Source organism: Bacillus sp. DB-2, from assembly GCF_003315125.1.
GTDB classification, from domain to species: domain Bacteria; phylum Bacillota; class Bacilli; order Bacillales; family Bacillaceae_G; genus Bacillus_A; species Bacillus_A mycoides.
Window position 1 is genome coordinate 18194 of record NZ_QNRN01000002.1, and the last position, 25189, is coordinate 43382.

26 protein-coding genes and 2 pseudogenes (1 of these 28 only partly in view) are annotated in these 25189 nt (G+C 36.2%); 3 read left to right on the top strand and 25 right to left on the bottom strand.

The genetic code is table 11. The annotated features are described in order from the left end of the window. Positions 1–47: 47 nt before the first annotated feature. The 9 genes from pcp to DET63_RS03120 all read right to left on the bottom strand — a co-directional run bounded on the left by pcp (position 48) and on the right by DET63_RS03120 (position 7068). Positions 48–695, bottom strand: coding sequence for a pyroglutamyl-peptidase I (gene pcp / locus DET63_RS03080; RefSeq protein WP_113935809.1), 648 nt, complete (start codon positions 693–695; stop codon positions 48–50). 16 nt (positions 696–711) lie between these two features. Then, positions 712–1674, bottom strand: a complete 963-nt coding sequence (locus DET63_RS03085) for a DUF979 domain-containing protein (protein ID WP_113935810.1) — start codon at positions 1672–1674, stop codon at positions 712–714. 1 nt (position 1675) lies between these two features. Next, positions 1676–2371 (bottom strand): DUF969 domain-containing protein, encoded by a 696-nt coding sequence (locus DET63_RS03090; RefSeq protein ID WP_113935811.1) that lies wholly within the window; start codon positions 2369–2371, stop codon positions 1676–1678. Between the two features lie 47 nt (positions 2372–2418). Further along, on the bottom strand, positions 2419–3180 hold the full coding sequence (pxpA, locus tag DET63_RS03095) for a 5-oxoprolinase subunit PxpA (protein WP_113935812.1): 762 nt from the start codon (positions 3178–3180) through the stop codon (positions 2419–2421). A gap of 17 nt (positions 3181–3197) precedes the next feature. Continuing rightward, positions 3198–4187 carry a 5-oxoprolinase subunit C family protein gene (locus tag DET63_RS03100; protein WP_113935813.1) on the bottom strand — a complete coding sequence of 330 codons (990 nt, stop codon included), beginning with the start codon at positions 4185–4187 and terminating at the stop codon, positions 3198–3200. Then, positions 4178–4891 (bottom strand): 5-oxoprolinase subunit PxpB, encoded by a 714-nt coding sequence (gene pxpB / locus DET63_RS03105; protein ID WP_113935814.1) that lies wholly within the window; start codon positions 4889–4891, stop codon positions 4178–4180. The genes DET63_RS03100 and pxpB overlap by 10 nt, the downstream gene beginning before the upstream one ends. Positions 4892–4905: 14 nt before the next feature. Further along, positions 4906–5658, bottom strand: coding sequence for an IclR family transcriptional regulator (locus tag DET63_RS03110; RefSeq protein ID WP_113935815.1), 753 nt, complete (start codon positions 5656–5658; stop codon positions 4906–4908). A 157-nt stretch (positions 5659–5815) separates the two neighbouring features. After that, complete coding sequence (gene lepB / locus DET63_RS03115) at positions 5816–6367, bottom strand: signal peptidase I (RefSeq protein WP_002084707.1); 552 nt, start codon at positions 6365–6367, stop codon at positions 5816–5818. A 23-nt stretch (positions 6368–6390) separates the two neighbouring features. Then, positions 6391–7068: a copper homeostasis protein CutC gene (locus tag DET63_RS03120; RefSeq protein WP_113935816.1), complete on the bottom strand. Its 678-nt coding sequence runs from the start codon at positions 7066–7068 to the stop codon at positions 6391–6393. 187 nt (positions 7069–7255) lie between these two features. On the opposite strand from DET63_RS03120, the gene DET63_RS03125 reads away from it, so the two are divergent. Further along, a complete protein-coding gene (locus tag DET63_RS03125) occupies positions 7256–7726 on the top strand; it encodes a hypothetical protein (RefSeq protein ID WP_113935817.1) in 471 nt (156 codons plus the stop codon). 182 nt (positions 7727–7908) lie between these two features. Here DET63_RS03125 and DET63_RS03130 read toward each other — a convergent pair whose 3' ends face one another. From DET63_RS03130 to DET63_RS03155, 6 genes are all read right to left on the bottom strand, one after another. Further along, the gene (locus DET63_RS03130) at positions 7909–9057 is read right to left on the bottom strand and encodes an acyl-CoA dehydrogenase family protein (RefSeq protein WP_113935818.1); all 1149 of its coding nucleotides are present in this window, start codon (positions 9055–9057) and stop codon (positions 7909–7911) included. Between the two features lie 154 nt (positions 9058–9211). Continuing rightward, positions 9212–9844 (bottom strand): YdcF family protein, encoded by a 633-nt coding sequence (locus tag DET63_RS03135; protein ID WP_113935819.1) that lies wholly within the window; start codon positions 9842–9844, stop codon positions 9212–9214. Between the two features lie 332 nt (positions 9845–10176). Then, entirely contained in the window at positions 10177–10764 is a 588-nt protein-coding gene (locus DET63_RS03140; RefSeq protein WP_113935820.1) for a GNAT family N-acetyltransferase, read from the bottom strand. Positions 10765–10922: 158 nt separating this feature from the next. Then, a complete protein-coding gene (locus DET63_RS03145; RefSeq protein WP_002033018.1) occupies positions 10923–11303 on the bottom strand; it encodes a VOC family protein in 381 nt (126 codons plus the stop codon). A 90-nt stretch (positions 11304–11393) separates the two neighbouring features. Then, positions 11394–11909 (bottom strand): SRPBCC family protein, encoded by a 516-nt coding sequence (locus tag DET63_RS03150; protein ID WP_113935821.1) that lies wholly within the window; start codon positions 11907–11909, stop codon positions 11394–11396. Positions 11910–11938: 29 nt separating this feature from the next. Further along, complete coding sequence (locus DET63_RS03155) at positions 11939–12283, bottom strand: ArsR/SmtB family transcription factor (protein WP_012261209.1); 345 nt, start codon at positions 12281–12283, stop codon at positions 11939–11941. 439 nt (positions 12284–12722) lie between these two features. On the opposite strand from DET63_RS03155, the gene DET63_RS03165 reads away from it, so the two are divergent. After that, positions 12723–13598, top strand: a complete 876-nt coding sequence (locus tag DET63_RS03165) for a hypothetical protein (RefSeq protein ID WP_113935822.1) — start codon at positions 12723–12725, stop codon at positions 13596–13598. Positions 13599–13783: 185 nt separating this feature from the next. Here DET63_RS03165 and DET63_RS03170 read toward each other — a convergent pair whose 3' ends face one another. From DET63_RS03170 to DET63_RS03190, 5 genes are all read right to left on the bottom strand, one after another. Continuing rightward, positions 13784–15112 carry a YjiH family protein gene (locus DET63_RS03170; protein WP_113935823.1) on the bottom strand — a complete coding sequence of 443 codons (1329 nt, stop codon included), beginning with the start codon at positions 15110–15112 and terminating at the stop codon, positions 13784–13786. 125 nt (positions 15113–15237) lie between these two features. Beyond that, positions 15238–16116 carry an aminoglycoside phosphotransferase family protein gene (locus DET63_RS03175; protein ID WP_113935824.1) on the bottom strand — a complete coding sequence of 293 codons (879 nt, stop codon included), beginning with the start codon at positions 16114–16116 and terminating at the stop codon, positions 15238–15240. A 23-nt stretch (positions 16117–16139) separates the two neighbouring features. Continuing rightward, positions 16140–16601, bottom strand: coding sequence for a DUF2691 family protein (locus DET63_RS03180; protein ID WP_113935825.1), 462 nt, complete (start codon positions 16599–16601; stop codon positions 16140–16142). 232 nt (positions 16602–16833) lie between these two features. Then, positions 16834–17268 (bottom strand): ferritin-like domain-containing protein, encoded by a 435-nt coding sequence (locus DET63_RS03185; protein WP_002084692.1) that lies wholly within the window; start codon positions 17266–17268, stop codon positions 16834–16836. A 194-nt stretch (positions 17269–17462) separates the two neighbouring features. After that, positions 17463–18644: a YhgE/Pip domain-containing protein gene (locus DET63_RS03190; protein ID WP_113935826.1), complete on the bottom strand. Its 1182-nt coding sequence runs from the start codon at positions 18642–18644 to the stop codon at positions 17463–17465. A 170-nt stretch (positions 18645–18814) separates the two neighbouring features. On the opposite strand from DET63_RS03190, the gene DET63_RS03195 reads away from it, so the two are divergent. Continuing rightward, positions 18815–19432: a TetR/AcrR family transcriptional regulator gene (locus DET63_RS03195; protein WP_002084688.1), complete on the top strand. Its 618-nt coding sequence runs from the start codon at positions 18815–18817 to the stop codon at positions 19430–19432. A gap of 55 nt (positions 19433–19487) precedes the next feature. Here the strand turns inward: DET63_RS03195 and ppsA are convergent, their stop codons facing one another. From ppsA to DET63_RS03225, 5 genes and pseudogenes are all read right to left on the bottom strand, one after another. Beyond that, positions 19488–22094, bottom strand: coding sequence for a phosphoenolpyruvate synthase (gene ppsA / locus DET63_RS03200; protein WP_113935827.1), 2607 nt, complete (start codon positions 22092–22094; stop codon positions 19488–19490). A 120-nt stretch (positions 22095–22214) separates the two neighbouring features. Then, positions 22215–22513: pseudogene (locus DET63_RS03205) on the bottom strand (YolD-like family protein). Positions 22514–22621: 108 nt separating this feature from the next. Then, positions 22622–23182 carry a GNAT family N-acetyltransferase gene (locus DET63_RS03210; RefSeq protein WP_113935828.1) on the bottom strand — a complete coding sequence of 187 codons (561 nt, stop codon included), beginning with the start codon at positions 23180–23182 and terminating at the stop codon, positions 22622–22624. A 191-nt stretch (positions 23183–23373) separates the two neighbouring features. Continuing rightward, positions 23374–23658 (bottom strand): annotated as a pseudogene (locus DET63_RS03215) (DUF6262 family protein); the annotation flags it as partial. A 537-nt stretch (positions 23659–24195) separates the two neighbouring features. Next, positions 24196–25189 carry the 3' portion of an exosporium glycoprotein BclB-related protein gene (locus DET63_RS03225; protein WP_113936092.1) on the bottom strand. It continues 512 nt past the right edge of the window, so only the last 994 of its 1506 coding nucleotides appear in the window; its start codon lies beyond the right edge, outside the window; its stop codon occupies positions 24196–24198.

Below are 25189 nucleotides of genomic sequence, written 5' to 3' on the forward strand. Positions count from 1 at the left end.
CAAAAACAAAAAGAGGGCTGCATCAGCCCTCTTTAATCTACTATTATTTAATGCGTCGTACCCCCAATTTCCACAATATCCACCTCAACTTCCATCGCTACCTCAATTGCCAATTCTATACCTTTACTAATAGTAGAAAGTGACATACTCGGTTGACCTGGATAATTGCTCGCTTGCTTTGGTAAGAACGGAATATGAATAAATCCACCTTTTATTTTCTTATCATGTTTCTCTAGTTCGTGCATGAGACCATAGAATAAATGATTACAAACGAATGTACCTGCCGTTTGTGAAACAGATGATGGTATACCTTCTTCACGAAGTTTTTTCACGATTGCTTTCATCGGAAGTGTAGACCAATACGCATTAGGTCCTTCTTCTACAACCGGCATATCCACCGGCTGATTTCCTTCATTATCAGCAATTCTTGCATCATCAATATTAATTGCTACACGCTCTATCGTAATATCTGGTCTGCCCCCAGCTTGTCCAATACATATAATCATTTCAGGCGACAACTCTTCTATATACTCTTTTAATACTCTTATTGATTTATGAAATACGGTTGGAACCTGTTTACTAATAATCTTGTACTCTCCGATTGTTTTTTCATGCAAACTTTTTGCGACTTCCCAAGCTGGGTTGATACTTTCTCCCCCGAACGGATCAAATCCTGTTACTAATACTGTTTTCATAGTTTCACTCTCCTAATTAGAAACGATATACAAGGCCGTACATAATAAACATATTGATAATAAAAATGGAAAGAGCAATTGGTACTTGTGCTTTAATGACTGCATTTTTATCTTTCAATTCTAAAAGCATCGCAGGTACGATATTAAAGTTTGCTGCCATTGGAGTAAGCAGCGTTCCGCAATATCCAGCAAACATACCTAGTGCTGCCATAATTGCTGGGTTTCCTCCGTGCATTTGCACAATTAAAGGTAAGCCAATTCCTCCAGTAATTACGGCAAATGCTGCGAATGCATTCCCCATTACGACTGTAAATAGCATCATTCCTAAACAATACGCCATAACAGCAACGAATGGATACTCTGTCGGTAACACTTGTCCGACTAATTCCGAAACGACTTGCCCTACGCCAGACTTCGCGAAAATACCACCAAGTGCAGCTAACATTTGTGGTAAAATAACTGCCCAACCGACAGCCTGTAGTAACCTACTTCCTTCTTGAACAGGCGTTGTTATTTTGGATTTCGTAATACGCATCGCCGCAACGAATGCGAGTAATGCTCCTAACGCTAATGCAACTAATGTTACTTTATCAGGATCAACAAGTGCGACATTTCCCCATTTAATTTTCCCTAACGTTAACGTACCGATTATCGTAAAAATAGGAATTAATAGTGCAGGCATGAAAATTTTATTCTTTAATTTCTCTGCATGTTTCACACGTTCTTGTACTGGTACTTCTTTCTCCTTGGATTTTGTTACTTTATTTAATGAAGCTAAAACGACCATAGCGAGCACAATACAACCAACGTAAAACGAAGGGATTACATTTCCGAATATAAATGTAACTGCAAACAATGCCCAAAATAAACTAGAACCGAATCGGTTTGGATGTTCACGATCAAATGCAATACGAACAGCGATAAATGCAACGATGATACCTAATACATAATAAATTGTATCCATTGTTATGATGTTCATCTTATATAGCCTCCTTCTCTTGGTTTTCTTCTGCCTTCATTGTTTTCTCTATATACTTATCAAACCTTCTAAACCTAATCCAGCTCACAATCAGTGCCGATATCGCAGTTGGAATGCCCCAAAGCGCCATATCCCATACACCGACATGCATACCTACTGAATCGAAGAATCCTTTCATTAATAAAATGGCACCAGTTGCAATGAAAATATCTTCTCCGAAAAACCAAGCTGTGTTTTCCGCAGCTGCTGCGTTTGCTTTAATCTTTTCTCTTAATTTATCAGGGAGTTTACCATATTTACCTTGCGCAGCCCCTTCTGCCATCGGTGCAACGAGCGGTCTCACTGTTTGCGCATGACCTCCAATATTCAGTCCAAGTGCTGCTGATGATTCTCTTATCGTAAAATATGACATTAATACTTTTCCAGTTGTTGCTCCTTTTGATTTCGTTATAAGTGCTTCTGCTCTTTCTTTTAAGCCATAACGCTCTAAAATTCCGATTACCGGTAAAGTTAATATGATTGGCATAGACATATATCTGTTTTCTATGAAAAATTTACCGAACATGCTGATCACATCATAAAAACTTAAGCCTGAAACCATACCAGTAACAATACCCGCAACCATTACTACTAACAGTGTATTTAGCCTAAATAAAAATCCAACCGCAACAAGTAAAATCCCAATTAATTTTATCAATTTTAGCACTTCCCCTCATTTTTAATCCCGCTAATTAAAGTTTCACTTTATTTCGGTGCACAAATAGAAATACCGTTAAGTTCGAATGTTCTGTATATTACACCCGCAAATTGGACTGCTTTCTCTCCGTCCCCGTGTAAACATATCGTTTGCGCTTGAACTGCTACTTTCTCCCCATTGACCGATTCTACATACCCTTCTTTCACCATTTGAAGTACTTGTTTTATTGCTTCATCTTCATTTTTTATAAGAGCATTTTCTTCTGTACGGCTCGTTAAAGTTCCATCCTGCTTATACGTGCGATCAGCAAAAGCTTCTTGTACGAGAGTTATATTATATTTTTCTGTTGCCTTTATAAATGCCTCACTATTCGCTAATCCGTAAAGTAATAGTCCAGGGTTAATATGATAAATTGCCTTTGCGATTGCATCCGCAATTTCCGAATCCGTTGCTGCCATATTATATAAGGCACCGTGCGGTTTTACATGTTGCATTTTCCCTCCAGCAGCTTTAACAAATCCGTCTAATGCGCCAATTTGATACAAAACATAATCGTATACTTCACTTGCTGAAACGTGCATGTTCCTTCTCCCAAATCCAATTAAATCAGGAAATCCAGGATGTGCCCCTATTGCTACGTTATGCTGCAGAGCTTTTTCAACCGTTTGCCGCATAACGGCCGGATCACCAGCATGAAAACCACAAGCAACGTTTATAGAGGAAACGAACGGAAGAATTTCATCATCATTCCCCATTTTATAAGCTCCAAAACTTTCTCCTAAATCACAGTTTAAATCGATTGTAGTCACGATGTTTCCTCCTAATCTCAGCTTCGTAAAGCGATAAATTTCTTTAATAGACTCATACTTGTTTCCTGCTTTATATATAATTGTGCAGCGTCTTCCATAGTTATTTTTTCAAAAGTTACATAGTCTCCTGGTTTCAGCTGCGCTAGAAGAGGTAAATCTACTGAAATTACATTTCCAATTCTCGGATAACCACCTGTCGTTTGTCTATCCGCCATTAATATAATAGGTTGTCCACCATTCGGTACTTGAATTGTTCCAAATGTAACGGGGCTCGATAAAATTTCTATCTCTTCAACTCTATTTAAAACCTCTCCGTCAAGCCTATATCCCATGCGATCAGCATAATTGGACACTTTATATTCTTTCGAAAAAAACGACTTTATACTTTCTTCTGTAAATTGATCATATTCAAAGTCTGTTATGACGCGAAGAATAGGATGCTTCTTATATTTTGGTAAAGCATTGTTACAAATTTCCCACTTCGTTTTTATACGCTTTTCTTCTTGTAAATTTTGAATGAAACGACTTGCAACTTCTGCCCCTGTACCAATTTGAAAATAATCTCCTTTTTTCAGCATTCTCCCTTCAATACCGCCAAGAGCAGCACGTATGTAAGTACTTTTACTTCCCATCGTATGATCAATATTTATACCGCCCGCAAAAGTCACATATGCTCTGCAACCACTCTTTGCTTTTCCGAGACAAAGCATGCTTCCTTCTTCAGCTAATATGGGACGCCATAATGGAATACGTTCTCCATTTAATAACGGTTCCATATCCGCACCGCCAATCGCAAGCAATGTCGTTTTCTTTATTAACATTTTAGGTCCCATTATTGTAATTTCGAGTCCAGCTTCATTCTCTTCATTACCTACTAACATATTAATCATCCTGAGCGCATTTTTATCCATTGCCCCGCCAACAGGTACACCGTATTGTTGATAATGAGATCGCCCTAAATCTTGGACTGTTGTAAACATTCCTGCATGCAAAATCTCTACATCCATTCTTTAGCCCCCTCAAGCGATACGTACTCTCCTTTTGTTATTGGTATAAATCGTAAATACATACCACTTTGAATATATGTTGGTGTTTCTTCTTTTGGATTAAATAGAGAAATAGGTGTTCGGCCGATAATATTCCAGCCTCCTGGTGTTTCAAGCGGATAAATACCCGTTTGATTTCCACCAATCCCTACTGAACCAGGAGCGATTTGTAACCGTGGTGTTTCTTTTCTAGGTGTTTCTAGTTCTTTTGATAATCCCCCTAAATAAGGGAAGCCAGGCGTAAAACCTAACATATACACGAAATATTTTGTTTCACTATGTATTCGAATAACATCCTCTACTTGTAAGCCTTGATAATGCGCAACCTCTTCTAAATCAGGTCCATACTCTCCCCCGTAACACACTGGTATAGAAATATATTTCACATCTCGGTTCACTTCTTCTTTATATGAATCACATAGCTCCCTTATATACTGGCAAACGTAATCATATGGCCTTATATTTCTATCATTTTCCTTCCATACCTCGTACAAATTGTAGTAAACCGCTAATGAAGTAAACGACGGAACGCATTCAACCATTCCTACAAATGGATGCCGCCTTAGCGCTTGAAATAATCGTTGCACTTTTTCGTATATATCCATCCCAATTTCTTCACCAAATGTAACAATAATTGCTTGATCCCCTAACGCAGAAAATTTCATCTCACTCCCTCTTTCTATGCCAAAAAGCCAAGTTCTTTCGAAATACGATTCGCTGTTTCTTTCACTTTCGCAGTAAAATATGAAATGTTACTTTCGCTATACTCAATTGCCAATCCCGAAATACTAATACCTGCTACAACCGTTCCATCATTCGCAAAAATCGGAGCTGCTATAGCCGCTGTATGATTTTCTAATTCAGAATAGCTAATTGTGTATCCAGCTTGTTTTGCCATATGTAACACTTCTAGTAAATGCTCCTTATTCACAATCGTTCCATCTGCAAACTGCTTTAAATCAGTTTCCTCTACGTACTTTCTTTTCACTTCCTCAGAAAAATACGATAGTAAAATTCTCGGACATGCACCCGCATAAAGCGGTGCTCTTCTTCCAACCGCCGTATAAACACGTACTGGCTGAGCTCCTTCCATCTTCTCAACATAAATTGCATCATTACCATCTTGAATAATTAAATTTACTGCTTGCCCTAAACTATCTCTAAGCTCTTTCATATAAGGAATTGCAATATTTCTTACGGATAATCGTTGCGAAACAAGTTGACCGAATCGTAAAAAAACGACTCCGAGACGATACTTGCCCTTTTCTGTTTTTTGTAAAAAGTCCATTTCTTCTAACGAGCCAATTAAACGATAAACAGATGTTTTCGGCATGCTCGTAAGCTGAACCATCTCTGTTAAACTTAGCTCCTCATGCTCATAAAACAACTCTAAAATATCCATTGTCTTAACTGCCGTTTTATTTATACTCATCCTATCTCCTTCTTGTTCCGAATTTCGGAACTTCAATTCCGTTTTTCGAAACAAAGATATAATTTAAAATTATAAAATATTCTTTCAATTCTATCAATATATTTTTCACAAACAAAAAAAGTATGGAAGAATATTTCTCCCATACTTTTGCTTTACTTTATAACGCTCTCACTTGTTTCAATGGCCAGAAAACAGCTTGTCCTTTTCCGACAATTTCATCTTCTGAAATAAATCCAAACATACGACCGTCTTTAGATACTTCACGATTATCTCCTAAAACAAACACTTGGCCCTCTGGCACTTTCGTTTTCCCTGTGATTTGTTCTAACGTAAAATCAGGAGTTAATACACGACCTGACGCCTTTTCTTTAAATTCTTTTAAATACGGTTCTTCCATCGCTTTTCCGTTTACATATAAAACATCATCTTTATACTCAACTGTATCACCTGGTAAACCAATTACTCGTTTTACTAAATCGTACCCTTCTTTTCCGTGGAAGACGATAACGTCAAAACGATCTAACCCGCTTATACTATAACCAATCTTATTCACGAGAACTCGCTCATTATTTTCTAAAGTTGGCATCATCGATTCACCTTGTACTAATGACGGCGTAAATAGCACCCCACGAACGATAAAGGCAATCGCAAGTGTAATACCTATCGTCTTAATCCATGAGATCAATTCTTTCTTCGTATTTGTCTTCATCGTCTCTCCTCTTTCTTACATACTTACTTTATTATTTCAACTAACTCTTGTACTAAATTTAGGTCAATTTCAGAAAAACATGACTTACCTTCTCTAACCGCTGTACCTACATGCGCCTGCGTAATTCCAGTTTCATCTAGCAATTGTTTTACATTCTTTTTCGTTACTCCGCTTCCGACAACAAGCTGTATATTCCCTTCACTTTCTTTTTGCATTGCTGCAAGAACCGGAATATTATCTACTACATTTCCTTGTCCGCCTGAAGTTAAAACGTGAGTAACTTTATTGAATTTCTTCAAAACTTTCATCGCTTCTACTGGATTTTCTGTATCATCTATCGCACGGTGATACGTTACATTTATTCCATCTACAACAGATAATAAATCTACTAATTTCTCTTCATCAACTTCATTTTGTTCATTTAACACACCTAATACAACACCAGCAGCTCCAAGATTTTGAGCAACTACAATATCTTCTTTCATCATTTCAATTTCTTCTTCCGTATATGTAAAAGACTTTGCATGCGGACGAATCATAACATGAACTGGTATTTGCACTGCATCTACTGCTTTTTTTATAAAAGCATAGCTCGGTGTTAAACCACCTTCTGTATATGATGAAATGAGTTCAATTCGATTTCCACCAGCCTTTTCAATTCGCTTCACATCTTCTAAACAAGTTGCAATAACCTCTAGCATGAGATAACCTCTTTTCGTGCTTTTTTCTTATTATACAGTAGGTGAAATAAGAAGCATAGTATTCCACTATAAAACTACAAAAAGAAGAATGAAAAGAAAGATTTATTGAATTGATAATAAATATCATATATGTTATGTTTTTCTTAAAATTACACATTCTTATATTCTTATAAAAGGAGATAAATATATGTTTCTTACAAAAAAACGGTTCGTTATCTCTAGTTCATTTATTGTAATTGCATCACTTTGCGCGATTACTTTATTAACAAAGCAAAATACAAAACTAGATTCCTCACTTTCAAGTATAGAAACAGAAACGATTACCCTTTCATCAAGCAATAAAGAAGAAACTCAAACCTTTCGTTCATCTTCATTTAATAACTCAACTGTATTCAGAGGCGATACTGGTACAGGCTTTGACTTTAGTGGCCAAGGTGACTTACATATTACAATTAAAAATACTAGTACAAACAGTTTTACCTATTCAATTAAATTCAAAGAAGATCGTTTAGTCAAACACACGTTACAGCCAAATGAAAGTGAATCCTTTCCTTTACGTTCACTCATCGCCAATCCTTTACCAGGTGAGTATTCATTATTTGCACATAATCAAGACGGTTCTGAAAGTAGTATGAATCTTGAAGTACAGCCACAATAGAACAAAATAAAAAGGCTATCCTCTTATCAAAAGAATAGCCTTTTTATTTTGTAAAACGAGAATTCCCTCTTCTTTGAACAATGACATAATACATGGAATTATATAAGCGATTCAACATAGAATACCGATTCACCGACAACGAAAAGCCTGTTCCTGAACGGAACAGACTTTATATTTCTTCATTACGACCGAAACGCCGCATCCGCCAGCATAGACAGTGTTACATCATCCATCGGCGGATTGTGTAGTCCTGCTCTTACGTTTAAATAATAACGATGAAGCGGATTTTTTTCTGATAAACTTTTCGCCCCGACAATACGCATTGCTTTATCTACAATAGATATCGCCGCGTTCGTTACAATATATTTTGCAGCTGCTAGTTCGGCTTGCAATGATAATTTATCTTCTGCCTCATCGTATTTTTTCGCAATTTGATATAAAAAGACACGAGCTTGCATAAGCTCAAGTTCTAATTCTCCAACTAACCTTCTAACATTCGGTAATAAACTTATAGAATGATTTAAACTGTTTGGCTTGTATGATACCGCAAACTGAATTGCATAATTTCTTGCTGATTGTGCAATTCCTAAATAACATGCTGGTATATGTAGCAACCAGCCAATACCCTTAGCTTTAACTTTTGAACCCTTTATATCAGTGAAAAAGCGATCTGGTATCTCTACATTTTGTAAAACGAGATCATGGCTCGCAGTTCCTCGCATTGCGATGCTATCCCACGTTTCTTCAATTGTCACGCCTTGCGTATTCTTTGGAATGACAAACTCTCCGATATCTTCCTGGCCTTCAATACTTGCTGAAATGATAAAATAATCAAGTACTGGTGCCATTGTCGTAAACGTTTTTCTTCCATTTATAATCCACTTCTCACCTTTTTTGACAGCTAACGTCTCTGGTTTCCCGCCGCGCGTAGGACTACCTGTATTCGGCTCTGTCGCTGCTCGATTAAAAAGCGCACCATTACGTACTTCTTCACAAAACCAAGTGAACATTTCCTCATTCCAAGAACGATTTTCAGCCAATTCCTTTACAATGCCAAGGTGCCATCCAATCGATAATGCGGTAGCACCGCAGCCTTCTGCTATTTTCTCTTGAAATAAAACGAAGTCATATAAAGAAATCGCATTGCCTCCCCATTCTTTTGGCAACGTTAATTTCGTATATCCGATATCTTTCAAATTATTAATATTTTCATACGGAAATGATCCTAATTCACTTAGTTGATGCTCCCTTTCCATGAACTTCGGAATCAATTTATTTATTTTCTCAATAACTAAAGATTGTTCTTCTGTTTCAACAAATGAGAGTGCCATACATAATCTCCTTTATGTCCGATTCAAAAACCGTTCATTTTGTCATTATGATTATATGAAGTTACTTCTCTATTGTTTCACTATTCCGATAAAAATACAATGCTTTTGAACAATAAGAAAAGTTCCTATAAAAAGGATAGGTTCTTTTCTTATATTAATCCCCTTTCAATGCCTTTAATGGCAAAGAGGTTACATATCCAATATACGAGCATAATTCTTTAAAAAAGAATGGAATCTCTGTATCTAACGTTTTATACGCTGACGTTGGAGTTGGTGATGCATACGCTTCAATTTTAATATGTTTTGCAATTCTCATCGCACGTTTCATATGAAGTGGATCACTTACAATCGTATATGTGCGTATTCCGTTCTCTATTCCAACTTGCTTTGCATTCTTTAAATTATCCTCTGTGAAAAGGGATTTTGTTTCAATTAAAATATCCTCTTCTTTTACACCATGTTTCATTGCATACACTCTAGCAGTACGAGCTTCTTCAAGCTCTGCCTCAAACTTTGTACCACCTGTGAAAATAATCTTTTTAATATTACCGTTCTTATATAATGAAATTGCATGATTAATTCTTTCTTTAAATACAGGAGATGGTTTTCCGTTCCATGAAGCTGCTCCCAGCACGATACCAGCATCTGTCTTCACACCATCATCTGTTTTAAAGCGATAACTCCAAATATCGTAAGCTGCATAACTTACATATAAAATAATAGAACAAATCATAAGCAAGAATACTTGCAAGATTCTTCTTTTCTTACTTTTCTTATTTTCTTTCATTTATAACTGCCTCCGTACATCATCCATACTTCTATATAAAAACGTATATATCAAATCATTTTGTTTGAATTTGTTTAAAAGAAGGAATTTTTCTTATCATATATATGCATTAAAGGGTTTTCATTTAAAATTGAGGATTATCAATTCATTTTTCGTTTGCGGTTTTCATTACATTTATGTAATTTATAAGTTTATTACCATACAACTACATTGTAACGAATTTTTTATCATAATGGAATGATGAAACAAAAGTAAATAAAAGAAGTAACTGTTTTGTAAGAAAAAAGGTATATTTTTCAACTAGACGATCAATACACCTTTCTTAATATGAATTATCGTTTTTCTTTATATGAATCTAATTTTTCTAATAACCTTTCCTTTACAGCTGGCCATTCATTTGCAATAACACTATATACAACTGCATCTCTAACATGCCCACTCGGTAATTTCCTTTCGTTTCTAAGTACACCCTCTTTTACTGCGCCGAGTCTTTCAATTGCTCTTTGTGCTTTTTCATTTCGTGCATCCGTCTTAATTTGTACTCTCCGCATATACAATTTTTCAAAAGCATATTGTAATAACATATACTTACATTCTGTATTCATACTCGTACGCTGTACACTCGGGTCATACCACGTTTGCCCTAATTCCACTGTCTTATCTTCAACTGAAATGTTATATAAGCGTGTACTCCCTACTATTTCATTTGTCTTTTGATCCACAACAACAAATGGCAAATCCTTCCCTGCCCCATAAGCTTTTATCGCCTTTTGAACATATTGCTGCATATCTTGAACAGTATCCATTTTAGAGATTAAATACGCCCAAATATCTCGATTTCCTTCCACGATTGAAAACATTTTTTCGACATCATTGCTATCCATTAACCGTAACTTTGCTCTTTCGTGAATCATTTCCATTTGTAAGCCCCCTTTGTTGTAACTATATCATACTCTATCAATGTTATATTGTTATATAAGAACATAAAAATGTTTTATATTGAGGAATAAAATATATCTTTAAAATAAAAAATGCGATGCCTTTATTCAAGCATCGCACTCATAAATTGAATTGAAATTTACTTCTTTTCCATTACCGCAAAATAATTATTTTCGCTATCTGCAAAATTAAATATTCTACCTGAAGGCATATTTACAATTTCTCCAACTGTAACGTTTTTGTTTACTAAATCACTATATAAACGATCGAATTCTTTTGAGAAGAACATTAAAGAAGGTGTACCAAGATTTAACTCCGGCTGCATTTTAGCAATTAGCTCCTTATTATGGAGAATAATACTTGTTTCAGCTTCTTTAGTTGGAGCAATTTCAATCCATCGCATTCCTTGACCGTTATCTTCCTCTGAAATTACAATAAATCCTACTTTTTCTGTCCAGAATTCCTTCACTTCATCTTGGTTATTTACATACAACATGATTTGACCAACATTATTAATCATTTATTTTAACGCTCCTTTATAAACAATTTTTATTAAACTCCATACACTTACACCTAATTATCACCGAAAATAAAGTTGCGGTACAAAAATCTATTTCAGCGACTCCAATCGCTCGTTCAAACGATCCCAAGTTTCGGTGATACCTTGTAGCATGCCCATGTCCATAACGGTCTTAAGGGCTGCTTCGGAAACATATTCAGCACGGTTTATTAGCTTTGTCTTTCCACCTAAATCGATGAATTCCAATGTCATCTCGGTTGACGGCATAGAATCATTTACATTGCCTTCAGCATCCGAAAAGTAATCGGTGTAGACAATTTTCTCTGGCTCAATAATTTCTTTATAAACTGCTTTCCCCCATGATTCCATACCAAAAAATTGCCCCAGGTTCTGATCGACACACTTCATACAGTAATGCCAAACGCCTCCCGGACGGAAGTCGACAGTGCATGCTGGAATTTCCCAGCCCCTTGGTCCCCACCAGTGTTTCAAATGCTCTGCTTCTTTAAACATACTGAATACAAGATCACGTGGTGCATCGAAAACACGCTCCAGTACTAATACTCGATCGTTCTCTACTCTTGATACCATTGTATTGTTTGACATGTTAATTCCTCCTTAAATATGAACTGATTTTATAACTTTTCCTTTTTTTGCAATTCCTTCAAATACTCATCTAAATTATCGAATCTCTCTTCCATCACACGCTTAAATGACTGCACCCAACAATCAAGTGCTTGGAAAGGCTCAGGTCGGAGCTTGTAAATCCGGCGATTAGCTTCAGCCTGCACTTCCACAATCCCTGTATCGCTTAACACTTTTAAATGTTTCGAAGTTTGTGGTTGCCTTAATCCCAAATGTTCGGCGATTTCCCCAACGGTTAAGGGACCGTCACGCAAGAGTTCAACGATATTCATACGATTCGGTTCAGATAAAGCGCTCAACGTCGTCATATTCACGCCCGGAATTTTCCCCGACATATCACTCACCTCGTTAAGTGATGGTCTCCGGTTATAACACATCAATATCATCACTAATATTATTTTCCTGTTGAATCGATTATAACCAAAGAGGAATATTCCCGTCAAGGAATATTCTAAAACTAAAGTAATACCACATCGTTACTTAATAATACGAATGGATTAAAAACATTTCACAAACCTATGTTTTACGATAAAGTGGTGCTTTAGTCAGTGGGTTTTGGAACGATTTTCGCGAAGGCTTTGTTTTTATTTGGTCCAAGAAAGCTTTAACACTTTTAATACTATTTAACGCTACAGTATTTTTTGTCATCTTTTTATTTGATAGTTTAGGTCTTTTATTGGTATGTTCTTTCTACTTTTCGCAAATTATCCCTTAAATTATATCGGTATAATTGTTATACTGAATATTGGAATATATTTAAGGAGTTGTTTTTATTTGTTAACTGTATTTATGTTTTTATTTTTGCTACTTTCTATTAGTGCGATAGTAGCTTTAGTGGTAGGTCTTATTAAGCCGGGAAGAGTGATCCGTTGGGGTGCTACTCGTACTCGCCGCCGGGTATTATTAATTACAGTACCTACTATTCTTGTTTCGTTTATATTCGCTAGTTATTTCGCTTCTAAATCTATTACACCGGAAGAAAAATTAGCTATGGATAAAAAAAGAGAAGAACAACAAATAGCTAAAGAGCAAGAAAAAAAGAAAAAAGCTGAAGAGAAAAAAATCCAGCAAGAAAACGAAAAGAAAGAAAAAGAAGAAAATGAGCGTAAACAAAAGGAAGCTAAAGAAAAAAAGGCCCAAGAAGAAGCTGAGGTTAAAGTTAAAAAAGAGGCTGAAGAACAACAAAAACAAGCTGAATTAGAAAAGAAAAAGCAAGAGCAACAAGAGAAGAAAGCTCAAGAAGAAGCTGAGGCTAAAGTTAAAAAAGAGGCTGAAGAACAACAAAAACTTGCTCAAATAGAGAAAGAAAAAGAACAACCCAAAACACCAGCTACTCCGAATGGCACTAAAGCAGATGTAAATGGTGGCTCTTATTCGAAAGATGCGATTAAAACCACCCTTAATCGTTTAAATGATAATATTAATTCTTGGAAAACTATGAATGGTGGAAAGTTAAATACACATGATGTAGTAGCTATTAATAGTGATTTGAAATTTGTTCTTGAGCATGTTCAAGATTTAGAATCTGATATAGGTAGTAATAGTCAAATAGAACAATTTAAAAGGGCTATCAATGCTCATATCAATGCATTTGAACAAGGATCTGTAAATAACATTTCTAAGTTACTTATCCAAGCGAACGCTTTATAATAAAGAAGGACCCTTTATAGAAGGGTCCTTCTTTATTATAGATTTATCTCTTTAAAACTCAGAAATAACTGTTCCCGCATTTATATAACACATGTATATTACTAATATTTTTATCACAAATATTGATTTTCAAATCTACTTTTTATATGTTTCCAACTTTCCCCTTTTGATAATATCTTTCCTTTTTAAAGCAACAAATAAGCAATCGGCGTAATAATAAGCAACGTTAAAATCGTTCTTTGCACATATAGAATAATAAGCTCAGATACTTTTAACGGAATATCTGTTGATAATATACAAGGAATTGAAGCGGAGAAAAACAAAATAGATGATACCGAAACAACCGCAATAACAAACTTTGTCACAAGCGGTGCACTTACAACTAAAAGAGAAGGTAAAAACATTTCTGCAATACCAACTGATACTGCTTTAGCAGCTAGGTCTGCTTCTGGAAGTTGTAAAGCCCATGTAAATGGATAAAAAATATAACTAATCCAATCAAATATTGGCGTAAACTTTGCTAAGACGATACCAATTAATCCTACTGACATAATTGATGGTAAAATCCCCATCGTCATTATAAATCCGTCTTTTAAATTCACTGCGATATTTTTCATAATACTTGGCGCAGACTTCGATACTTCTAATGCATCTTCCCAAGCTCGCTCTAACATTTTCTCTTTATAAACGGGCTCTGGGAACCCTTCTTTCGTAATATATGTATCTGGTTTTCTACTAAGAGGTGGGATTCTTACGGTGATAGCGGTCACGATGAATGTTACAACAAGAGTAGTCCAAAAGTAAACATTCCATAAATGCATAATGTCTAATGTTTTTGCGATGATGATCATAAATGTAGCGGATACTGTAGAAAAACCTGTAGCGATAATTGCTGCTTCTTTCGTCGTATACTTTCCTTCTTTATACACTCGATTCGTAATAAGAAGTGCAAGCGAATAACTTCCCACAAAGGAAGCCACCGCATCGATTGCTGATCGCCCAGGTGTTTTCCATAACGGTCTCATAATTGGACGACAAAACGTGCCAATAAACTCAAGCAATCCGTACCCGACTAATAACGCTAAAAAAGCCGAGCCGATTGGAACGAGTAAACTTACTGATATAACTAACTTCTCATACAAAAACGGTCCAACATCTGGCGCAAAGAACCAAGCTGGTCCTACTTTCAAACAATATAATACGCCAAAAACAACACCTACTACTTTTAAAATAGAAAAACAAATGTCTACAATAGATGCATTCCATTTCTTCGTATAAAATGGATAAATCGCACCCATTGCCATAACAAGTAGTGCGTAATAAGGTACTACCGAAGGAACCGTAGCTCTTATCCACGATACGATATGATCAATCATAATAGACGAAGCACCGTTTATCGTAACAGGAACAAAAAACATAAACACACCAACTAGACTAGCAAGTATAAACCGAAGTATAATCCCCTTCTCTCGCCCTGTCTTAATTACATTCCTTTTTAATTCAATTTCACTCAAAATTCGACACCTCCTATTATCTAAATATTCTGTATAATTACATTAAATCCCTTCTTTTAATTCCGAATATTTAATCATGCAAAAAAGCCTATTTTGAAATATACAATCAAAATAAGCTTTTTCTATTACCTCTTATAATCATCCACAATTACTTGAATTACACGATAAGATTCTTCTGCTACTTTCTCATTACTATCCCTATTCGCATCATATGTAATTAACGCCTTCCAAAGCGCCCATCCTCTCGCTCTATTCCACGTTTCTTCATCCATGCGCAATACTTCCTTAAATACCTTTCTACTACTCTTATCCAAAAATGTCCATGCCATCGCTGCATCACAAGCCGGATCGCCTACTCCTAAAATACCAAAATCAATTACGGCGCAAAGCTTTCCGTCCTTAACGAGTAAATTTCCTGGTGCAACATCTCCATGAACCCAAACTGGTTTACGCTCCCACGTTGACCTAAGTGCTAAATCCCAAAGATGCTGTAATAATGTCTCATCAAAAACATCCTTATTATTTTCGATAGCACCTCTCGCCTCTTCATCATATACAGATATAAGCCCACCTCGGTAAAAATTATGTGCTCCAGCTATCGGTCCGTTACTCGCATCAATGGATTGCAATTCTATTAAAAATGCTCCTAAGTCCGCCGCAAATTCATTTAGGTCACGGACATTTTGTTTCGTAACAGTATCTCCTTCTATCCACTTATTAATAGACCAAGGCCACGGATACTCTTCAGATGGATTTCCTTTCGCAACTGGTGTAGAAATCGGTAAAGAAAGATTCTTACTTAATAGAGGTAACCACTTATTTTCTTTCTCTACTTGTGGTACATATGCCGCGTCACTTGGCAATCTTACACTCATCTCATCCCCTAGATGAAACGTTCTATTATCATGCCCACTAAACTTTACAGGCTTCACTTCTAAATGGGCCCATTCTGGAAATTGTGCCCCTACTAACCTTTTAACTAAATCAGCATTAATATGATTCATTTCCTTCCCCCTTTATATACCTATCACACGGATAAACGCGTTCTACCGTCATTTTCGTCTGTAACATATTCAACATAAAACCCTTGATCAATTGCGTTTTCATACATCAATTCAATCGCTTCTTGGTCTTTAGCGTAAACTGTGACGTATGTACAATCCGCAACTAGTAAAACTAATTCACACTTACTCTCTTTAAATTCTTCATATGTTTCAATATCTACTACTTCCTCTCCTTTTGGATACGCTTTTAAATCTGCAAAAATAACATAATATATATTGTCTTTAAATAATCTTTTCAAATCTGATCCTTCCACTATACTTGGTTCTTCTGGAAATAATGCCTCATCCAATCCACCACGTGCTACTAAGTATGACTCCTCACTCCCCATCCACCAATTAAATGAAGAAATATCAATCGACTTTAACACTTTCCAAAGTAAATTATCATATTCATTTGGAATATCTACTGTAATTCCTCTTTTCATTTGTTTGCTCCTCGCTTATTTATTTTCGTTTTCATTTCATACATTATATACCTAATTCAACTACTATATTTTGTCGATACCTATGTAACTTGTATTTCACCGCGAAAAAACCGTCCCACTACTTATGAAACGGTTTCTTTCTATTTATATTCAAGTTTTCCATTCAATTATTGCACTGCGTTTTAAAATAATTTCTAATATGTTCAGCACATCAGCCATTCATTTTTAACACTCACTTCGTTTTCACAAAATAATATAAAAACCACACCGCATGATTTTGTTCATCTGCAGCTATTCTGCGCAATAACTCTTTCATAGATGCATCTGCTGCCTCATCTGAAATTTCTAAGTAAAAATCTACGGTCTTTTGCTCATCTTGTATAGCGAACTCTAATCCCTGTAAGTACGTATTAGGGCAATTTTCCGTAATCTGTGGTTTCGGCTGTCTGCCAGTTAAATTCGTATAGATTTGTACAAAATGATGAAAATGCCTTATTTCATCATTACGGATTTCAAGAATTTGTTTTTGTTCTACTTGATTTGGAGCCATGTTAGCTAATTTTGCATAGCAGCTTATAGCGCTATACTCTCCGTTTATAGCTTTTTCAATATCACTAATTAGCTTATCATTCTGTCTATACCAATCATCATAATTCGAATTATACATCGTATCCCCTCCGTTATTTCACATAACATTTTATGCATTTCGAAATAGTAGGAGCATGTATACATAAAGGGACAGCAAATACTAGTTCTTCACTCACCTTTAAAACATCGAAAAAGCCTATCTATCATTGAATTATTTCCCTATCGATTTCATCACAAAAAACCGTTTCACTACGAGTGAAACGGTTTTTATTTTTAAGCATTTAATTCCGTTTTATGCCCCTTTACCGCACTACGTTTTAAAGCACTTCCTAGTATGATAAACATACTTACTACTCCAATCCAAACGAGCACTGTAGTAGGAGTATTCCAAGTTAACCCTTTCCCAAAGAAGAATATCTCCCTGAGACCTTCTATCATAAATCGCATCGGTAACCAGGAGTAAATCCAGTCTTGATAAAATGGAGACATCATTTCAGGCGCTAGCGCCAATAGCGGTGCACCAAAGAAAAGTAACAGTGCAAATAACCCGATTCCCTTTAAACCAACTAATGAAAGCACCGCAGAAATCATTAAGAAGAAACAAAAAGAAGTAATGGATAAGAACAAAGCCGTATCCGTGAAATTCGGGATATTTAATCCTACCATTCCATCCGCAATCCATGTAAGACCAAATCCAATTACAAGTGTAGTAATTGCTCCTGTTACTATTTGTTTTAGTTTTAATACAAAGTTTTCTTTTCTTGTACCCACTTGCATTTTACTTATCGCAATAAAGATAATTGCTGCGCTCGCTAAACTTGCAATCCATAACGGCTGGAATAAAGACATTGGCGAGTTACCGTTCGCACTATTTTTGCCGATTTCATTCACATTTGTCACTTTCTTCGTAATAGGTGTTACTACATTTGAAACTTGGTCTGCTGTTAATGTAGCTCCTTTTGCTTTTAATCCTTCTAATAGTTGTGTACGAACAGTATTGTTCATATTATCAACGATCGCATTTAACATTTGTCCTGCCATAGTTGATGCTGCTGTATTCATTCCTTGATTGATGAATATTTCTACCTCTGGCGAAGATGGCTGTGGTGTTCGTAATGATGCTTGTTTTGTGCTAAATTCTTTCGGAATAACCAATGCTGCATAATATTCTTGATTATTTAAGCCTTTTTGAACTGCTTCTTTATTTTGTACTTCTACCCACTTTACCGCAGGTTCTTCCTCTGATTTTGATGTCTTTTTCATATTATCAACAATCGTTTGCCCCATATTCATCTTCGGTTGATTCGGAATTTCTACTCCTTGATCCTCATTTACAATTGCAATTGGTAAGTTTTTCGGCTTAGGTTGAACGGTTGGAAATAATGTTAATGAAAAAATAAAAACAACAAGTAGTGCAATAACTGGAGATAACAATAAAAGTTTGTTTTTAAACATTTTCTTTTCTCCTCCTTTAATTTGATTTATAATAACCAACAACGTGTTGTTTATTTATATTTGAATTATATGTTCGAGTTGAACCTTATACAATAATCAAAAATCGTGAATGTGTCGGTTATAAGACACATCCTTGAAATGTGTTGGCTAAAATTAAGGAGGGACATACTTTGCGCGATAGTAATTTAGATTTACGTGTTATTCGTACGAAAACTGCCATACGAAATGCATTAGTGGAATTAATTGAGGAAAAAGGTTTTGACGCCATTACAGTGAAAGATATTACTACGAAAGCAAACATAAATCGTGGTACATTTTATACACATTACCAAGATAAATTTGATTTAATGACAAAATGCCAAGAAGAAATTATGTATGAATTTTCTAGCATTGCTAAACAGAGATTACCGGAAGTTATTGCTGATCTTGGATCAAGCCCTTCCCCAACAATGCCGTTTATACTTATCGCTTCTATTCTTGAATTTCTAAATGAAAATAGTGATTTTATGAAAGCTGTACTAAGCCCAAAAGGAGATTTATCTTTCCAAACGAAACTGAAAGACTTTATGTGGAAAACACTATTTGAAGATACGAATGGTCCTCTCATTAATAAGGAGAATTTACTTGTCCCAAGCCAATACTTAGCTTCTTATATGGCATCTGCTCATATAGGTGTCATCCAACAATGGTTAAATAATGGACAAAAAGAAACACCTGAGGAGATTGCTCGTATTTTATCAACAATCGCAGTTCATGGACCTTTTTATGCGGCTGGTTTAAAGAAATAAGTCCGCTATATAATAAAAGATCATCCACTATAATAGCGGATGATCTTTTATTTCATTACAACACTTCAATATACCCTTCTGTTCCATGTACCCGGATTCGTTGTCCGTCTTTTATTAATTTCGTAGCATTCTCTACTCCGACGACTGCTGGTAATCCATATTCACGTGCAATAACTGCTCCATGCGTCATGAGTCCACCAACTTCAGTGACTAACCCTTTTATAGACACAAACAATGGTGTCCAGCCAGGGTCAGTAAAAGCAGTAACTAATATATCTCCATCTTCTAAATTCGCATCTTCCATGTTTAAAATAACGCGCGCTCTCCCCTCAATCACTCCAGAAGAAACAGGCAGACCTACTATCGCTTCGGCCGGGAGATTTTCTCGTTTGTACTTACCTGTAATGATTTCTCCATCAGACGTGATAACACGAGGAGGCGTTAGTTTTTCATATAATTTGTACTCATTTTTCCGTTTATTAATAACCTCGTAATCCAGTTTATTCGCGCGGACAACTTCGTGAAGTTCTTCAAAAGTTAGATAGTATATATCTTCTATTTCATGAATAACGCTATTTTGCACGAGTTGCTCGGCTTCTTTCAATATTGCCTGCTTATATATGAAATAGCGATTAATCATACCGTATTTTGGATATTCACGATAACCGATAAAATTTCGGATGTTACGAATCATTCGCTTCGTCTCTTCTACTTTTTGTTTACCATCCGGCAAATGCTGCAATCGATCTACTAACTCCTCTTCTTTTTTCAAAGCTTCTTGCAGTCCTTCTTCAAACTTCCGCTTACTCGCCCCCGCTTCAAAGTCTCTTATATTATTTAAAATCATCGGGATAATTGTAGTTGGCTTTTCACTCCAGCGCGTTTTCGTAATGTCAATTTCTCCGCTACATCTCATTCCGTATTTATTTAGAAAAGCATAGATTGCATCTCGTGCTTTATCCCCGCCTTCAAACTTAACTAGCTCATCTAAAAAGCCATCATCTTCTACATGCTGTAAATACGCAATGACTTTTGGATATGGCCTAATCGCATCTGCAACGTCCAGTAATGCTAAACCCATTTCTGACGTAATATTATTTTGTACGGATTGAGAAAGCGTGTCTGCTGCATTTTTTTCACCTAGCCATTGCTCCATCTTTTCATTGATCCATGTTGAAGCATCCATACCTGCCATAATGACGGCTATACTTTGTGGGTTGAATAATACTGTTCTTAATTGCTGGATGTCTTCCAAAATAAAATCAAATACATCCACCCCTGATTTTGTTTGCATGTTTCGTTTTAACTCTTCAAGTGATGCTTGACTAGTCTTTATTACATCCATAACGATTGCCGGATCGTTTTCGATTTGTGGTTGCGAGCTTGCAGGTGGTCCACTTTTACCAACACTCTTTTCTTTTTCATCATCTGGTAACAATTTAATAAAATCATCTCGCTCGACTACAGTTGTTAATGCATCTCGTATGAGCGGATCAGATTTTCCTAAAGTGTTTATTAAGAAATCTCTGCTAGCAGGTGAAGCTAATCTTTGTGTAGCATCAACAAATAGCCTGCCTCCCGCTTTACGCATAGGAGCACTAGTCGTTAACAGGAAAAAAGATAATCCTAGTGGTTTCATCGCATCGGTCATCATTTGCTGATGACCAACCGATATATACACATGATTTCCCTGATCATTTGCTTCTGGAATTGGATACAAAGTCGTAATCGGCCTGCTTTGGACAATATAAAATGCATCATCCACTAAACACCATTCAATATCTTGCGGACAACCAAAATAAGCTTCAATCTGCCTTCCGATGCGTGCTAGTTGTATTATTTGTTGTTCCGTAAGTGTTTGAATCTTTTGCTGAGCCGGCTCAATCTGCCCTGTCTCTGTTGCGCCCTCTTTTAAAGCATAAATAGCTAATTTTTTAGTTGCAATCATCTTTCCGGTGATTTCGCCTTCTTTTACTTTATAATTATCAGCACATACTAAGCCAGAGACTAAAGCCTCACCAAGCCCAAAACTGGCATCAATTGATAGCACCTTTCGGTTAGAAGTAATTGGATCAGCAGTAAATAAAATGCCTGAAGCCTGCGGGAAAACCATTCTTTGAACGACAACACATATAGAAACTTGATTATGTTCAAAATCATTTTGCATCCGGTAAATGACTGCTCGCTCTGTAAATAAAGACGCCCAGCACTTTCTTACATGCTGCAAAATCGCTTCTTTTCCGATTATATTTAAATACGTATCTTGTTGACCAGCAAACGAGGCATATGGTAAATCTTCAGCAGTAGCACTAGAACGCACGGCATACGCATGTTCATTTCCAAAACGTGAGAGATAATAAGCCGCAGCTTCCACTACATCAGAAGGAATTTCTACTTTCATAATCGTTTCTCTAATCTTCTTACTGATTTCACCAATTTGAGCCCGCTCTTCCATTTTTAACTTTGTTAGCTGCTGCAACAAAGTTTGAAGCTCTTCATTTTGCTCGATAGCCTTTTCATAGCCTACCGTTGTAACACAAAAACCTTCTGGCACTTGTATCCCTTGAATGTTGGATAACTCTCCTAAATTCAATCCTTTTCCACCGACAAGCGAAAGCTGCGTTTTTTCTATTTCCTGAAAATCGAGAACGAAAAAACTCATTTAACATCTCTCCTTACTGTGCATGTGTTCTTGATTGTAGCAGTAGTAAATGAGAATAAACAGTCTATTTCGAACGTGATTTACATGATATAATTAAGTTAGGAAGAGATATTTCCCCCTCTAATTCACCTCAATTACATCACCAAGCTTAAACATTCTTTTATTATGAAAAACATCCGTAATCCGATCCGATCCGTACAAGTAATCGTCTCATTTATTGGATTAATATCAACTACTGTTATGTAATTTTTATATAGATAGCAATCCTTATAATATGTAAGTAAAATCTCTTCTTCACCTAAATATGAAATTAACAGCTTATTTTCAATCTTTTCTTTTGCATCTTGCGTTACGATTGGACGTGGGACTTTCGTTTGTTCACTTATAATTTCTTTAATAACTGCGAACTGTTCTGGCATACTGGCCGTTCGTTATCAAGACCTACATTGTAAAAAGTCATAAAAAATAAAGGGCGATACATATTAGTCATGACTAATATGTATCGCCCTTTTACTTCATGTTCAATTTCAAACGAATAAAGCCATTAATATTAAATCTTGATAGCCATCATCCAATTTTACACCCTTTGCTTTTCTACCCTCTTCAAAAAATCCTAGATTCTTATATAACTGGATTGCACCTAAATTATCTTCCATTACCTCAAGGCAAACCTTTTCAATCTTACTGTTATTTTTAGCCCAATTGATTAACGTTTCTAGAAGAGCTCTTCCAATACCATAATTTCGATATTCAGGTAGTATGGTCATCGCAAAAGCCCCTTGATGACTAATTTTTTCTTTGTTTCCGTTCTTAAAATCGATTGTACCGACTAACTTACCATCAACTTCAGCAATAAACTGTACATAATTTGGATTTTTATGATAAGCTTTTAACGTTTTTTGAATAGCATCAACACTCATCTTTTTTACATCCTCAACCGTACTTAACATGTATGGAGCGTTTGTTAAAGCCTTTGAAGCAGAATTTAGCATTCTTTCTGCATCCTGTTCTTTAGCTTCTCTAATTATTACTGTTTTTCCATCCTTAGATTTATAAGTAAAAACATTAGTTGATAATATATTACACACACCCTTTCGGAATATAATTAATCGGATTTTTTAACTATTCCACAATTCTTAAGTAAGGGAAAGTCGTGTCACCTTTTTCTGCAATTGCTCTCCTTTAACTTAATAACAATTATTTCAAATATTTTTAATTTTAACAAGATTTTATTCCATTATATGACCCGTTTGTTGAACAAGTAGGAAACGGATTGCCCTCAGGTTTTTTTATAGACTTCTGCATAAGCAAATTTTAACTGCTCACGTAGTTCTTTATTTTCCTCATCTAATTTCTTAATTTTACGTTTTAATGAAGCAATAATGGCGTCCTTATTGTTTTCATCCGTTTCCCGTTTAATTTGCTTTTTGGTAGAAACTTGGGCTTGTTGCTGACGTAAGGATTCAATCCGTTCACGCATTCCGGTATTCTTGTAGAACGTTGCTTTAGCAACACCTGCCTCACTTGCTACGCTATTAAAATTGATGTTCTGATTAGCTCGCACGGGTTACTCGCAAACAAATGGATACTTGCGGTCATATCCATGAAAAACTCATCTATTCCGTTGTCAATATTATTTCTCACTTAAATACACTATTTGAATTTTTAAGTATAACTTCATTTTAAAAGGTCCGGTGTTTAAAGAGCAGTAATAGCATTCGAAATTTACGTACACTTTGCAAAAAATGTCACGTTCTATGTGCAGATCACTTAAACTCTTTAAAGAGCGGAGTAATAACAACTGATTGACGTCGATATTTTTAGGAAGTAGACTAACTATTAACGATATTCTTTTTACTTACTAAAAAAGAATGATTCAAAATTCAATTTATGTTATGTACTTATAAAAAAGATTTGATATACGATATGGGTATATAAACCCATGCAGTATTAAAATAAAAATACACCTTCAATAAATGAAGGTGTATTTTTTCATTTCTATCGCTTTTAAATGAGTTATTACATTGGTTAATTTGATTTATAAATATTAAAACCTCATTTGAGACTTGTATAAAGATCAAAATAGTAACCTAAAATGCATTTAATTAATGCCTAATCCTGCACTTGCATAACCCGTAATAGTATTAACAAGTGAAATACCAGAAGCTGTGGCAGAAAAAACTAATAAAAGCCTTGTTGCTGGGGTTACCGGAATATTCAATCCTGTTATTATCCCAGATGATATAGTTCCTAGAGATAATGCACCCGTTAAAGGGGGGGCTAAAGTAACTATTGCCCCTGGAATCGGGCTAAAAGTATTATCTGGGGTAGTTGACTGATACAATTGCGCAGTTAATGCCACTGTCGTACCAACCAAGCTTAATGCGACAGTAATACTAAAATATGCTGCTAACGAAGTAATGGTACCACTACGCGGCATTGAAAATGCAAAATTTATAATGGGTCCTAATGCCGTACCAGTCAAATCAATATTCCCACCAACAAGCGATATACCTGTTGCTGAATTCCCAAATCCAACTAAACTTGTTGTCCCTATCAGTCCACCCACAATTGTAGTCAGAATTACCGGACCACCAGAAGCAAATGGTATAATCGCTCCGCTTCCTGTTGAACCGGTACTTCCGGTTGCTCCCGTTCCTCCCGTTGGTCCTGTACTTCCGGTTGTTCCCGTTGCTCCCGTTGGTCCTGTACTTCCGGTTGTTCCCGTTCCTCCTGTTGAACCCGTACTTCCGATTGCTCCCGTTCCTCCTGTTGAACCCGTACTTCCGATTGCTCCCGTTCCTCCTGTTGAACCCGTACTTCCCGTATCTCCCGTTGGTCCTGTACTTCCGGTTGCTCCCGTATCTCCTGTCGGTCCTGTATTTCCGGTTGCTCCCGCTCCCGTTGGTCCTGTACTTCCGGTTGCTCCCGTATCTCCTGTCGGTCCTGTATTTCCGGTTGCTCCCGCTCCTGTTGGACCCGTACTTCCCGTTGCTCCCGTATCTCCTGTTGCTCCCGTACTTCCCGTTGCTCCCGCTCCTGTTGGACCCGTACTTCCCGTTGCTCCCGTATCTCCTGTTGCTCCCGTACTTCCC

What these genes read in the sequence shown, in the direction of transcription:
- pcp (WP_113935809.1), bottom strand. Translation starts at nt 695, where the DNA reads ATGAAAACAGTATTAGTAACAGGATTTGATCCGTTCGGGGGAGAAAGT.
- DET63_RS03085 (WP_113935810.1), bottom strand. Translation starts at nt 1,674, where the DNA reads ATGAACATCATAACAATGGATACAATTTATTATGTATTAGGTATCATC.
- DET63_RS03100 (WP_113935813.1), bottom strand. Translation starts at nt 4,187, where the DNA reads ATGGATGTAGAGATTTTGCATGCAGGAATGTTTACAACAGTCCAAGAT.
- pxpB (WP_113935814.1), bottom strand. Translation starts at nt 4,891, where the DNA reads ATGAAATTTTCTGCGTTAGGGGATCAAGCAATTATTGTTACATTTGGT.
- DET63_RS03110 (WP_113935815.1), bottom strand. Translation starts at nt 5,658, where the DNA reads ATGAGTATAAATAAAACGGCAGTTAAGACAATGGATATTTTAGAGTTG.
- lepB (WP_002084707.1), bottom strand. Translation starts at nt 6,367, where the DNA reads ATGAAGACAAATACGAAGAAAGAATTGATCTCATGGATTAAGACGATA.
- DET63_RS03120 (WP_113935816.1), bottom strand. Translation starts at nt 7,068, where the DNA reads ATGCTAGAGGTTATTGCAACTTGTTTAGAAGATGTGAAGCGAATTGAA.
- DET63_RS03125 (WP_113935817.1), top strand. Translation starts at nt 7,256, where the DNA reads ATGTTTCTTACAAAAAAACGGTTCGTTATCTCTAGTTCATTTATTGTA.
- DET63_RS03130 (WP_113935818.1), bottom strand. Translation starts at nt 9,057, where the DNA reads ATGGCACTCTCATTTGTTGAAACAGAAGAACAATCTTTAGTTATTGAG.
- DET63_RS03135 (WP_113935819.1), bottom strand. Translation starts at nt 9,844, where the DNA reads ATGAAAGAAAATAAGAAAAGTAAGAAAAGAAGAATCTTGCAAGTATTC.
- DET63_RS03140 (WP_113935820.1), bottom strand. Translation starts at nt 10,764, where the DNA reads ATGGAAATGATTCACGAAAGAGCAAAGTTACGGTTAATGGATAGCAAT.
- DET63_RS03145 (WP_002033018.1), bottom strand. Translation starts at nt 11,303, where the DNA reads ATGATTAATAATGTTGGTCAAATCATGTTGTATGTAAATAACCAAGAT.
- DET63_RS03150 (WP_113935821.1), bottom strand. Translation starts at nt 11,909, where the DNA reads ATGTCAAACAATACAATGGTATCAAGAGTAGAGAACGATCGAGTATTA.
- DET63_RS03155 (WP_012261209.1), bottom strand. Translation starts at nt 12,283, where the DNA reads ATGTCGGGGAAAATTCCGGGCGTGAATATGACGACGTTGAGCGCTTTA.
- DET63_RS03175 (WP_113935824.1), bottom strand. Translation starts at nt 16,116, where the DNA reads ATGAATCATATTAATGCTGATTTAGTTAAAAGGTTAGTAGGGGCACAA.
- DET63_RS03180 (WP_113935825.1), bottom strand. Translation starts at nt 16,601, where the DNA reads ATGAAAAGAGGAATTACAGTAGATATTCCAAATGAATATGATAATTTA.
- DET63_RS03185 (WP_002084692.1), bottom strand. Translation starts at nt 17,268, where the DNA reads ATGTATAATTCGAATTATGATGATTGGTATAGACAGAATGATAAGCTA.
- DET63_RS03190 (WP_113935826.1), bottom strand. Translation starts at nt 18,644, where the DNA reads ATGTTTAAAAACAAACTTTTATTGTTATCTCCAGTTATTGCACTACTT.
- ppsA (WP_113935827.1), bottom strand. Translation starts at nt 22,094, where the DNA reads ATGAGTTTTTTCGTTCTCGATTTTCAGGAAATAGAAAAAACGCAGCTT.